Source organism: Oligoflexus sp. (genome assembly GCF_035712445.1).
Lineage (GTDB): Bacteria > Bdellovibrionota_B > Oligoflexia > Oligoflexales > Oligoflexaceae > Oligoflexus.
This window is the reverse complement of sequence record NZ_DASTAT010000064.1, coordinates 59,846-73,228: the sequence shown is the minus strand read 5'-3', so window position 1 is coordinate 73,228 and position 13,383 is coordinate 59,846. Positions and strand designations below refer to the sequence as shown.

Here is a 13,383-nt window from a genome sequence, read left to right as displayed (position 1 = left end):
GATGCCACTGTCTCGCAGATAGCTGTACGATTTCCCACCATCGCTCGAAACGAAGGTGCACGTCTGCGAGGAACCGTAGCATCCTGCCTCGACAAAGACTTTGTTACCTGATTGGGTGATTCGGGTGAAGGCTCTGACGGTCACTCCCGTGTTCAGTCGATTCAGAGTATGGCCACCATCCTCGGAAATGTAAGAAGCCGTTTCAGTCAGGACCCAGACCTTTCCATAGGCCGAGGCTATATCTGTGATTTGATTTATTTGGCCTGTGATCGTCGGGAATTGGCTCGTTTGAAAGGTAATTCCGTTATCATTGGAAAAAATGAAGTAATTCGACGAAGAATCAGGCCGCGTGAACAGATAGATATTCTGGTCAACGATAATGACTTTCGCCGCCGCTTTTTGCACGCCATCAATTCTTCGGATGGCCCATGTGATTCCGCTATCGCTTGAGAGGTAAATGTCGCCGGACTCGGTGGTGCCGACAATGGTGTCCCCGGCGACGGCGAAAGCAGTAAAGCTGGCTTCGGTGAGTTTTGTGAAGGTTTGCCCTTGATCTTTACTTTGGAAAAATCCATTGGCGGCGATATAGACGCCTTTTTCGTTTTCACCGATATAGGGGGCTGATATCGACCCTTTCAATGTTTGATTGACATCGAAGGTTGTCCAGGTCTCGCCTGAATCCCGTGATACATTGAGAGTCCTGTAATAATTCTGGACTAAAGCGAAGAGTGTATCCTGATGGCTGATGACATCCAGTATCGTGTTACCGCTTAAACCATTTTCAGTGGTTTTCGCATAAAACGATCGGCCCTGGTCATCCGAGATGAGCACGCCGCAGTTGGAAGCGAAAATGAGGGAAGAGTCCGGCAACGCCCGAATGGTTCGGCTTGTGCAGTATCCGTCGGTTTTGGGCTTTTGAAAGCTGGCTCCCTGGTCTTTCGAAAGGTAAAGTGTGGATCCGGTAGCCTTATACAGGACCCCGTTAGCAACCGACAGTGTTCCGCCCTCTTCAAACCAGAGCGGAGTGCTGTATGGGAATTCTGTCGACCAGGTGATGCCACTGTCGGCGGATGCTGCGTACTTTCCATCTCCAATGTTTATAAGCCGGTCTGAGGTCCTGGCCAGTATTCCCATGCTATTAGGAACTTTGCCCAGTTTCGTGAACGGTGACGCGGTCTGGTCTTGCAGGGAAGACTCCTGGTGGACACCACACGCAGAAAGTAGAACGGCGAAAGCGATTGTCGCCCCGTTTCTCATCGGATAGCTCCTTTATTTCATTGTTGCGGGCGAATATAGGGGCGGAAAGAAGTCGGCGTCAATGGGGAATAACCCTCGAAAACGATTTGTTTTTTCTGAGTCTTCGGAATAGATTATTTAAAGAAAAATTAACTTGTGCGGCCCGGGATCTCACCGTTCATGATCAGGACCTTTATGGGAGTAGCTCCATGCCCGATGTTGCAGCCTTTCGCGCACGCCCCAAGGATTATCACGAAGATGCGCCTGCATGCGATCCTTTGGCCTTGGCGGACATTATTCGATCGCGTCGCTCGATACGGCGATATAAGCCGGAATCCATTCCCGAGGATGTTATGAACGCCTGCTTCGACCTCGCTCTGCAGGCTCCCAATTCATCCAACCTGCAGACCTGGGAATTTCATTGGGTGCGGCGACCGGATCTGAAGAAGTCTCTGGCTCAGGCCTGTTTAGGCCAGGCCGCGGCCACCACGGCTCCCGAGCTGATCGTCTGTGTGGCCAGGACCAGCGTCTGGCGGCGCAATGCGCCCTTGATCGAGGCGCAGTTGAAAAAAGAAGGGCTGCCGACCAAGTCAACTCTGGCTTATTACCATAAGCTGGTTTATTGGGTGTATTCCGTGGGGCCCCTTTCCATCCTGGCCCCTTTCAAATGGCTGCTTTTGACGATCATCGGTCTTTTCCGTCCGATCATCCGCGGCCCCCTCACCAAAAAAGACCAGGCGATATGGGCCATAAAAAGCGCAGCGCTCGCCTGTGAAAATTTGATGCTGGCGTTGCGGGCTTATGGTTATGACAGCTGTGCCATGGAAGGCTTTGATGCATGGCGCGTGAAGAAGCTGATCAAGCTGCCCCGTGATGCGCATGTGGTGATGGTGCTGAGCGCAGGGCGAAGAACCCAGGGAGGCGTTTACGGACCCAAACTGCGCCTGCCCCGGGATATGTTTGTCTTGGAACACTGAGCGCTTAGTAGCGCAGTACGGTCGTGACCGGAGCCGGTTTGGCAAGAGTCACGATGATCAAGCGATCGAATTCGGTATCGGCTATCGTCCAGTTCACCGGCACGCCCAAGGCCTTGACCAGATCGGGCACGGTATTGGAGTGACCGACGATCAGGGCCGCATCGCTGCTTTTATCGGCCAGCAGTTTGGCCGCGAATTTTGCGAGGTCCTTGTCCGTCATCTCGGGTTTGATGCCCAGGACTTCGGCCAAGGGTTCGGCCGTTTTCTGCGTCCTTTGGTATTCCGTCACATAGATGGCTTTAACGCCCGCGTCCTTCAGATGGGTCGCGAGGTCGAGGGCCCGGCTTTTGCCCTTCAGGCTGAGTCCGGGATCCTTGCTGTCATCCTGCTTTTCCGCATGACGCACGATAAAAACGGTTTGGAAGGCATAGGCCTTGGCCGCCAAAAGCCAGAGTCCAAGCAGCAGATACTTCTTCATAAGACCTCGAAAGAATGACGGTGACCGGGCTTAACGTCCGCCGAATTCGCGAACCTGTTTCAGCACGAACTCGCCATTCTGCAGGAACTTCATCTCCATGTCGAGTGACTTGGGCTTCTCCGCATCCCACGACACAGTCCTGCAGCTTTTGGGATAGTATGAACGCCCACGCGCGCGGCAGTAAGCCTCTTCGACCTTGCGGGCCATAAGTGCCATCTGAATGGTTGTCTCACGCGGCAGCACCGTCGTGGTCATAACCGGACTCTCGGGCAGCGGCTTGGCAAAGCGCAGCGTGGTCAACGAAGGCGGCTCGTCATAACCGCTCACGGCATAGATCGTCTGCTCGCTCCAGCTGCCGGGCAGGGGATTGGTCACCGTGTTGTTGTCCTTTTGAATCGACAGCGTGTAACCATAGACATCCCGGCTATTGATCACGCGCGTGACCACCACCGAGTTCGCCACAACCGGCGATTCGGTGTCATACGATGGAAGGATCGCCAAACCCATGGCTATGCTTGCATGATCAATCCGCGCGAAGTTGCGTTCTTCAATCGCGCGCTTGTTCCAGAGCGAGGCATAGACGCCTTTGATCGCACAGGCGAAAGTCTTCGGTTTGACCTTCATCTTCGGCAGTTCACCCGGCTCGGGATCATCATCCAGAACGAGCTTGCAGCTGTGTTCCGCGTTATCCTTGGTCGAAACCTTGGCCGAATAGCTATCGTGCAGGCCCGCGCCGTCGAAACCATCAATATCCTCGGCGTTGGCGCTGGAGCGGAGTTTCCACTTATCGATCTCAGGAGCCTGGGTGCGCGCCTGGTTCAGGATCGACTCAAGATTCTGGGCGGGAAGCTCTGCATTCAGAATCAGCTGACGAATCTCTTCGGCCTGGGTGCTGCGATCGCGGCTGCTCATCAACCCGGATTTTTCCAGCTCGATGAAGGCGCTTAATTTTTCCTTCAAAGCGGCGTTGGAAGGCAGATCCATGAAGTCTTTGTAAAACTGAAGGGGCACAGCGAAACCCAGCGGAACCGGATCATAGCTCAAAGCTTCGGCGCCGGGCAGAGTTCGATCGCGGAAGACTTCTTTCAAAAAGCCGAGGTTGGCGGCCTTGCTGCCGAAGAGTTCACTGGCCTTCAGGCAGTTTGCGGCGCGACCCGGGCAGATGCTCTCAAAGCTGGAGAGGGAACTCGTGCTTTGCCACTTCAATGCCAACCAGGGTTTTTTGATTTTGGCAGCATAGCGGGCCTGCACTTCCGCATCCGTGCTGGCCGTGATCGAGAAGCCTTGCGTCGTGACCACCAGACGAACCGGTTGATCGAGCCAGCGTTTCAGATCGCGCTGCTCAGGACCGGCATCACGCAGAACCATGTTCGGTGTATTGCGTTCCTTCGATTTCAGATTGATGTGCGAATTGGTGTCCTGATAGGCCTTGGTGATGGTGGCAGCCACCACGGAAAGATCGAGCGGCAGTTCATCAAAGACGGGAATATCAGTCGGCAGAAGATCGTCCTGGTTGCTGGGGAAAAGGCGCAGATATCCATAGGCTTCGCCGGTATGCAGGGGAATATAGCTGATGTCGCCGAGAATCGCGTTCAGCGACAGATTCAGGATGCCGGCTGCAGCGAGGTCATTTTCCACGGTGCCTGTGCTCTGCTGATCGCCTGTGGCGACAAAGGCCAGCTTTTGACCGGGAATGCGGACGACTGCTTTCAGGATGCGCGCAAGGTTTACGATATCCTCTTCCTGGGCCATATCCTGCGGATAGAGCTGAATTCCGATCACAGGACCGCGATCTTTCAAGACATAGCTCTGCAGAACGCCTGCGACGAAGTCCTTGCTCCGGGTGAAATAAGTCTGGGCATTGAACGTGTCCAGGTCAGAAGCATAACGCAGAGCTTCGACCGCGAAATCATAGTGATAGCGGGAGCAGGCTTCGGCCAGGCGGCAGCGACCGGCGAAGTTGCTGTTCATGAAGTAAACCCGCGGTTGGTTGCGATTGCGCTGGTCGATCAGAAATTTCAGCGATCGGCCGCCCTGAACGAGTCCTGTGCTTTCCTTGGAAAGGCTGACCCAGCCGGCCTGATCTGTCAGAGACATTTGATAAAGGTCACTCCGCCTTGCGGCGGCCGCCTGTAAGTGCTCAAACGAGAAAAATAGCAGAATGAAAACGCAAACCAGGCGTGACAGCATAAAGGCTCCTTATCGCGAAGAGCAGTGACTATCAGGATGCCTGGCTTCCACCAAGAAGCATTTTGCCAAAAAAGTTGTCCGTTTTGGTGAAAACAAACGTGATTCTGGCTGGATAGCCAGTCATCTCAAACTCGACCCGACGAAGCGATGGAAGACATCGACTGATCGCAATGAGCTGTAGGTCCATGCCTTCACCCTGTGGTTTCCCGGCTCTGGTCAGCTGTTCTTCGGTTTTACGAAACTATGCACGGATGTATAGGCGATGCCTTCGGTTTTTCTTGGACGTATAAAAAGCTGCAGATTTTTGATAAATATGAGCAGCCTAGGACGAACTTAAAAAGAGAGTCGAAATTTTTGTCACAGCTCATGCCTCATTCAGTGAAGAGCCCGCGCGAAACCAAGGATTTTGTAGTGGTCGTCCTGGGCGCTTCGGCCGGCGGTCTTGCTGCGATTCGACAGTTTTTTCAGGGCGCTCCCATGGATCCCCAGCGCTTTGCTTTGATATTGGTCATGCATATTGACGGCAGCGGCAAGGAGTTGGCCCAGGAAGTCCTGGCTCAGACGTCACGGTTTCCTGTTCGGGAAATCGTCAAAGGCGAGCCGCTGCAGCCCGGATTTCTGTTTCTGGCGCCTCCGCATTCGTACATCGCGATTAAGAACGGGGCCTTTGATATCCGACCTGCTCCGTCACGCGATAACAGGCAGGCTGTCATTGATGAGGCTTTCCGGGCCCTGGCCAGAAGCGTTGCGCATCGTGCGATCGGGATTGTTCTGTCCGGCGAGGGAGCCGATGGTTCGCAGGGGCTCATCCATATCAGCCAGTCGAATGGCATGACGATGGCTCAGGATGTGGATTCCGCCGAGCATAAGGCCATGCCGCAGAATGCAATAGCGAGCGGACTCATCGACCATGTGCTGGAACCCGCCCGCATGCCGGAAATCCTGAATGCCTATTCCACTTATCTGGCCCGGGTGTCAGCGCGCGAGGGTCCTGAGCTTTTCAAGGAACATATCGCGGCTGCACTGATCCCCATCTGCGAGATTCTGCACCGGGCCACCAGGCATGATTTCAAACACTACAAGACCAGCACTCTCGTCCGCCGCATCCAACGGCGCATGCAGGTCCTGCAGATAAGCTCGGTTGATGCCTATGTGGATATGCTGAAAGACCAGCCGCAGGAGGCGGAGGCCCTCTTTAAAGAACTGCTGATCAACGTCACCAGTTTTTTTCGCGATGCGGAAGCCTTTCAGGCCCTTCGTGAGGAAGTCATAGTCAAAGCCCTCAGGGCCCGTTCGAAGGATCATAAGTTTCGCATCTGGGTCGCCGGCTGCTCGACCGGCGAGGAGGCCTATTCGCTGGCTATCTTGATGAAGGAAGTGCTGGCAGGATGCGAGAACGCCCCTGACATTCAGATCATAGCCACCGATATCGACGAGCATGCCCTGGCCGTCGCGCGTCGCGGCGCCTATTCACAGAGCGCGGTCAGCGGCCTGTCCCAGGATATCCTCGCGAAATATTTCATTCGCAAGGGCGGCCGTTATCACATCGTCAAGGATGTGCGGGAGCTGTGTCTTTTCTCGGTTCATAATCTGATCAACGATCCCCCGTTCTCGCAGCTTGATCTGATTTCCTGCCGCAATGTTTTGATCTATCTCGGCCTGCATCTGCAGAAAAAGCTGATCCCTGTGTTTCACTACGCCTTGAAACCCGGTGCTTACCTTTTTCTTGGCAATAGCGAATCGCTCAGCACGCATAAAGAGCTATTCCGCACGATCAGCGTCAAGCATCGCATCGCCCAGCGGAAAGTCACCGCTATCAAAACCTTGTCGCATTTTTCGGGCTCAGTCACGACTTACCCTTCACACCACCAGGAACCTGTGAAAACGATAGAAACCGATCTGAATCTCGTTGGCCAAAGAATCATTCTGGACGAGTTCACGCCGAAGTACGCGATCGTCAATGATGAAGGTCAGATCTTGAGCGTGTCCTCCGGCCTCACGCCGTATTTCGAACTATCGGAGGGCTCTTTTCAGAACAATATTCTGAAAGTCGTTCATCCGAATCTGCGTGTGGCGCTGCGCACGATTTTTGCGCAGGCCAAGACCGAAAAGCGCATCTTCCAGCATGAATCGGCGACCCTGAAAATCGACGGTGCGATGCAGCGGGTTGGACTCGTCGTCCAGCCGATGCCGCAATTGGGCGAGGATATCGCCCTCTACATGGTCGTGTTCCGCTACCTCGGGCTGATCAGCGAGGGCGAACCGTCAGCGAAAGGCTTTGATCCCCACCCTGCGAACACGGCCTTCGTCGAACAGCTGGAAACCGAGCTGGCCGCGACGCGCGAGCAGCTGGATCGGACCATCCAGGATCTGGAAGCGTCCAATGAAGAATTGAAATCATCGAACGAAGAACTGCTGTCGATGAATGAGGAGCTGCAGAGCGCCAACGAGGAGCTGGAAGCTTCCAAGGAGGATATCCAAAACGTCAATGACGCTCTGCAAAAGGCCAATACCGATCTGGAGAATCTTTTGGCCAGCACCCAGATCGCGACGCTGTTCTTGGATGAAAATCTTCATATCAAAAGTTTCACGCCTGCTGTCACACAGATATACAACATCAAGGACCGCGACCTCGGCCGCTCGATCTATGATCTGACGCATCGCGCCGAGCACATGCCGAAGTTCCCTGCACCTCAGGATCTCAAGGAGCAAGGGAATACGGAATTTGAGATTTTCATGCCGGGTCATGCCGTTTTTCTACTCCGCATCACGCCTTATGTCAATCACGAGCATCGGCGGGATGGACTGGTCGCCACCTTCATCGACATCACCGCCCTGAGGCGCAGCGAGGGACTTTTCCGGGCCCTGGCCGATTCCATGCCGCAGATTGTTTTCGTGTCGGATGACAAGGGTCATGTCAGCTTCCTGAATGAGCAATGGTACGGCTACACCGGGGACGGCGCGGACAAGGCCGCCTATCGGAGCAGCGATGATTTCATACACCCCGACGATCGGGACCTTGTCCATAGCGCATGGGACAAGGCGCGGAAGACGGAAAGCGTTTTTGAACTGGAGTTCCGCCTGCGCAGCAAGGTCGGCCAGTACCGTTGGTTCATCAGTCGCGCGTTCCCAATATTTGAAGAGGGGAAGATAAGATCCTGGTTTGGAACCTCGACCGATATCCATGAAAGCAAAAAGGCCGCGCTGGAGTTGGAACGCACTCTGAAACGCCTGAGCCTCGCGCAGAAAGCGGGACAGCTCGGAGCGTTCGAATGGGATCTGGGGCGCAAACTTGAATGGACCCCTGAACTGGAGGCGATCTACGGCCTTCAAGCGGGGAGCTTTGAAAAGACCTACGAAGGCTTTTTCAAGCGTATTCATCCCGATGACAGGGAGCGCGTGCAGAATGGCATTCAGGCGACGATAGATGGACAGGATGATTTCCATGTCGAGTTTCGCATCGTAAGACCGGATGGGTCCATACGCTGGGTGGTGGGGCGCGGCGAGCTGATTCGTGACGCTCAGGGCCATGCCGTCAGCTTTGTCGGGATCAACGTCGATATCAGCAGGCAAAAAGAAGTCGAGATGGAACTCGCGGAACGTCAGAAGGAAATTCTGGAAGCCGCGCGACTCTATAAGAACGTGATCTCGGCTCTGACTGAGGGCGTGGTTATCGCCGATGAATCCGGCCAGATCGTGGAGATGAATGAAGAAGCCTTGAAGATGCATGGATTTCCGACTCGTGATGATATCATCGCGGCCGCTGAAGACTACAAGCCTTCGTTTCAGCTGAAGACCCTCGATTTTCAGTCGATCGATTTTGCCGACTGGCCCATCCGCCGGCTTGCGCGGGGTGAGCGTTTCAACAATTTTGAAGTCTGGGTTGAAACTCCGTTCCGCACCTGGATGGCCTCATACGGCGGTTCTCCCGTCATTGATGACAGCGGCCGCATCATCGCCGGTGTGCTGACGATTCGGGATATCACCGCGCAAAGAGAAGCTGAAAATCGTATCCGCGAGCTCGCAGAGTCCATGACGCAGCTTGCGTGGATCGCGCAGCCCAATGGTGACATCGTCTGGTACAACCGGCGCTGGTTCGAATACAGCGGCACGACGCTGGACCAGATGCTGGGCTGGGGCTGGCAGAGTATGCACGACCCCGAGTATCTGCCTGAAGTCATGGAACGCTGGAACTCTGCGATCGCAACCGGCACTGCGTTCGATATGACCTTTCCTTTGAAGGCGCGTGACGGCCAGTACCGCTGGTTCCTGACGCGCGCTTTCCCGCTCAAGGATTCCAATGGCACCATCATTCAATGGTTCGGAACCAATACCGACGTTCACGATCAGTTCGAGCTCACGGAAAAACTGAAGGCCAGTGAAGCCAGCCTGCATGAGAAAACGGATCAGCTGCAGCTGGCCCTGAAGGCCGGCAAGCTGGGCATATTCCAATGGGACCTTATCAAAGGCGAAGCCTCATGGTCCGAGCAGGCCTATAGGCTCTTCGGCTATGAAGCGGAAAGGTCCGAGGCCAGCTACGAACTCTTCCTGAATTCCATCCATCCCGAGGACCGTGAGCAGGTGCAAAAGGTCGTGGACGATGCGATTGAGTCAGGCACCGCCTTCGAGATCGAATTCCGCACCCATCCTTCGCGCGGCAAGGTTCGCTGGTTGCTGGAAAATGGTCTGGTGTCGCGTGATGCGGCCCATGGTCCTCTTTACGTTCTGGGAACGATTCATGATATCAGCGCGCGGAAATTGGCCCAGATTGAATTTGAAAGACGCGTGGATGTCTCCCCTGCGATCCTATGGATCACGGAGAAAGACGGCTCGTGTTCCTATTTAAGCCAGCAGTGGTATGCCTTCACCGGCCAGACCCCCGAAGAAGCCCTGGGCTTCGGCTGGCTCGCGGCCACGCACCCGGATGATAAGGAGCGCACGGGCGAACTCTTCCGTCGAGCCAATGCGAGGGGCGAGCCCTTCTATACCGAATATCGTCTGCGAACCCGCGATGGCAGCTATCGCTGGGCGATCGATGCCGGCAATCCCCGCTTCGATGCGGAGGGCCAGTTCCTGGGTTACGCGGGAAGCGTGTTTGATATCCACGATCGCATCGTGGCCGAAGAGGATGTGAAAACCAGCGAGCAGCGGCTTCGTTCGCTAGTGATGGTCGTGACGTCTGTGCCATGGACCAGCGATGTCGCGGGCCGCTTCATCGCAAGGCAGGAGAGCTGGGAACTCTATACAGGGCAGGATTTTGAAGCATCGCAGGGTTTCGGCTGGCACGCGATGATTCACCCGGAAGACAGGGATCGGCTGATCGCGGCATGGGCCAGGGCTGTGCGTGAGGCGTCGATATTTGATGCCGTCGGACGGGTCTGGAATGCCGCGAAGCAGCAGCATCGATACTTTCAGATGCGCGCTGTGCCCCTGGTGGATGCCGAAGGCGCGATCAAGGAATGGGTGGGGGCTCTGACCGATGTCCATGAAGAGCGGGAGTCGCATCTTCGCGCCGAGCTGCTGGCCTCGGTCGTCAATGCCAGCAATGATTTCATCGGTCTTTTCACTCCGGATATGCAGGGCGTGTGGCTGAACCAGGCGGGCCGGACGATGGTGGGCCTTGAGGAGCGTGCGGTCACGGAATCGCGGGTTCTTTCCTTCTTCCCCGAGTCCGAGCATTCCAAGATCTGGGACGAGGTGCTGCCGGCTGTTCAACAAAAAGGTTCTTGGGAAGGCGAACTTCACTTCCAGCATAAGGTGACCGGAGCCCTGATTCCGGTGATCTATAACATGTTCCCGATCCATGATCCCAAAACCAAGGGGATTATTTTCTATGCGAGCGTGACCCGGGACATCACCGAGAGGAAGGCCGCTGAGGAATCCATGAAAAATCAGCGGCAGATCCTGCAGACGATCACGGATAATGCAGCGTCCTGTCTTTTCATGATGGACAGTCAAGGGCATCCGACCTTCATGAATCCAGCGGCCAGGCGCCTCACGGGTTATGACAGTCTGAGTGAAATCGCGGATCGGCCCTTGCATTATGCTGTTCATTGGAAAAAGCCGGACGGATCCCACTATCCTATGGAAGAATGCCCGATTGACAACGCACAGGTTCAGCGCAAGTTCATCTATAATCAGGAAGAAATATTCACCGATAAGTTCGGTCGGCTATTCCCGGTCGAATACTCGGTCTCGCCTTTGGAGAAGGACGGTGACATCGTCGGTTCCGTGCTGGAATTCCGTGACGTCTCGGAGCAGAAGAAAGTCATGGAGGAGCTGGAGCTGTCGCGCCGAAACTATAAGTTGCTCTTTGAATCCACGCCGATCCCCATGTGGATCTTTGCGGCGGACAGCCGGCGCATCGTGGATGTGAATGAAGCGGCGATGAGGCACTACGGCTATACCAAGGACGAGTTCCTTTCGATGCCGGTCGATCAACTCTTTGCCGAGGATTTCAGCCTTTTCCTGGATAAAACCCGTGCCTCGACCGATTTCGATCGACCCTTGCATTATAGTGCCGTCTTCACCCAGCTGAAAAAAGACCGAACGCCGATTCAGGTCGAACTTGCTTCGAGTTCCCTGATCCTCGGCAGCGAAAGCTGTTTCATCGTCGCGGCCCATGACGTCACGGAAAAGGTCAGGATCGAGTCCGAGCAGCGGCAGTGGCAAATCACCTTGGAAAAAGCCAAGCTCGCCGCCGAGGCCGCAAACCTCGCGAAATCCAGCTTTTTAGCGAATATGTCCCACGAGATCCGCACGCCGCTCGGTGCCATCCTGGGTTTCACCGAGCTGTTGAAGGATCCTGTGACCGATGACGAGGAAAAGCAGGAATACCTGGAGGTCATCACCCGCAACGGCGAGCAGCTGACGGCGATTATTGATGACATCCTGGATTTATCCAAGGTCGAGGCGGGCCATCTGAAGCTGCAGCTGAGCGAGGTTTCACCCCAGGCTCTTATGAAGGATATTCACGCGCTTTTGAATGTGAAAGCGAAGACCAAGGGCATCGAGATCGAGGCCAGTTTTGATTCCAGCGTGCCCCTGATCATATCCACCGATCAAACGCGCTTCCGTCAGGTTCTGATCAATATCATCGGCAATGGCATCAAGTTCACCGAGCAGGGGCATGTCAGGACCCGCGTGCGTTATGAGACAAAGGAGCAGGGAAGTTATCTGGTCCTTGAAGTTTCGGATTCCGGCGTGGGCATTGACGCCGTGCATCAGAGCCGGCTTTTTCAGCCTTTTTCGCAGGCGGATGAATCCACGACCCGGCGCTTCGGAGGCACAGGATTGGGACTTTCCCTGTCGCGGCGTCTGGCTGAGGCTCTGGGCGGCACGGTGGAACTGCTCCGCAGTGAGCCGGGCCAGGGTTCATGCTTTGGTATCGTGATCGAGGATAAAGGCTCGAAAAAAAGCGGCATCCATTCGGAGAAACAATAAGAGAGCGAAGTGAGAGCGGGAAACGGGACTCGAACCCGCAATCCTTGCCTTGGGAAGGCAATGCGTTAGCCATTACGCTATTCCCGCGCTGTTTTCAGGCAGTTAACTCTAAACCTAAAGTCCGAGTCTCGTCAAATATTTCTTTCCCGCGGCGCATAGCTGTAGGTGCAAACCCTGAGTGGTTCAAAATCAGTGCGCGCTGTTCGCTCTTTTCTCATCATGACGAACAAAGTCGATAATCGGGACGATAAACGTGAAGCCCTTGCAGTGCCTTACGTTCATGGAACAACAAAGTTTCCGACAAGGACGTGTGAAGATTGAAGTTTAGTCCAATGGAATAAGGTTTCGGCTTGTGTTTGTGCACAAAGCCGCATAGAAAATCCCCGAATGCCATACTCATAATTTGGGGGGAATATCATGAATGCCTGTATGAAGAGTCTTCTGGCGGTTTCGTGTCTGATGACAGTTTCCTGTTCCGGTGGTTCGGACAGCAATAAGAGTGAGGAAGCTCCTCCTGCAGCGAATCCCGCTCCTGCACCGGCACCGACTCCCACGCCTGAACCCACGAATGGTCCTGCACCGGCTCCTGTGGAACCCACGAACAAAGGCTTCCGTTTTGTCGATGCTGCGGAGACGGAGCTTCCGATCTATGTGCGCGGTGGAATGAACGGCTGGCTCGGCGGCAGCGTCAGCGCGGAATTGCTGGCGGCTTCGCGTTTGAACCTGGATGCTGCATCGGGCTGTTATGTCGGCACACTCAGTGTGGACGCGGGTGAGACGCCTTTCCGTTTGGCGACTTATTTGGCTGATGCTTCGGGGACCGGCTGGGAATACCTGAAAGTCGGCCTGGGTGCGGCCAATACGTCCACACCCCTTGTGTTGGGTGAAGAAACGAAGGTGGATGTTTATTACTTCCCCGCTGGAGACGCCAATGGTAAGGATCTTGGAGGTGGAGGCAACTTCACTGTGAACTTCCCCAAGAAGGGGGACTACGTGTTCAAGTTCTGCACCCAGGTCGATGACTATACCCTGTCGTTCCTGACGGTCAGCGCCCAGTAA

6 protein-coding genes and 1 tRNA gene are annotated in these 13,383 nt (G+C 55.0%); 3 read left to right on the top strand and 4 right to left on the bottom strand.

Annotated elements, in window-relative coordinates; translation table 11 throughout:
* The coding region (locus tag VFO10_RS13835; protein ID WP_325141078.1) for a WD40/YVTN/BNR-like repeat-containing protein at nucleotides 1-1,257 on the bottom strand (1,257 nt) is incomplete at its 3' end.
* A 188-nt stretch (nucleotides 1,258-1,445) separates the two neighbouring features.
* Here VFO10_RS13835 and VFO10_RS13830 point away from each other — a divergent pair.
* Complete coding sequence (locus VFO10_RS13830; protein WP_325141076.1) at nucleotides 1,446-2,213, top strand: nitroreductase family protein; 768 nt, start codon at nucleotides 1,446-1,448, stop codon at nucleotides 2,211-2,213.
* Between the two features lie 4 nt (nucleotides 2,214-2,217).
* On the opposite strand, the gene VFO10_RS13825 is transcribed toward VFO10_RS13830, so the two are convergent.
* Entirely contained in the window at nucleotides 2,218-2,691 is a 474-nt protein-coding gene (locus tag VFO10_RS13825; protein WP_325141074.1) for a phosphoglycerate mutase family protein, read from the bottom strand.
* Nucleotides 2,692-2,721: 30 nt separating this feature from the next.
* Nucleotides 2,722-4,881, bottom strand: coding sequence for a PEP/pyruvate-binding domain-containing protein (locus VFO10_RS13820; RefSeq protein WP_325141073.1), 2,160 nt, complete (start codon nucleotides 4,879-4,881; stop codon nucleotides 2,722-2,724).
* 354 nt (nucleotides 4,882-5,235) lie between these two features.
* Here VFO10_RS13820 and VFO10_RS13815 point away from each other — a divergent pair, with 354 nt between their 5' ends.
* Complete coding sequence (locus tag VFO10_RS13815) at nucleotides 5,236-12,324, top strand: PAS domain S-box protein (protein WP_325141072.1); 7,089 nt, start codon at nucleotides 5,236-5,238, stop codon at nucleotides 12,322-12,324.
* A gap of 14 nt (nucleotides 12,325-12,338) precedes the next feature.
* On the opposite strand, the gene VFO10_RS13810 is transcribed toward VFO10_RS13815, so the two are convergent.
* Nucleotides 12,339-12,411, bottom strand: a tRNA-Gly gene (locus tag VFO10_RS13810).
* Nucleotides 12,412-12,741: 330 nt separating this feature from the next.
* Between VFO10_RS13810 and VFO10_RS13805 the strand changes: the two genes are divergently transcribed.
* Nucleotides 12,742-13,383: a hypothetical protein gene (locus tag VFO10_RS13805; protein ID WP_325141071.1), complete on the top strand. Its 642-nt coding sequence runs from the start codon at nucleotides 12,742-12,744 to the stop codon at nucleotides 13,381-13,383.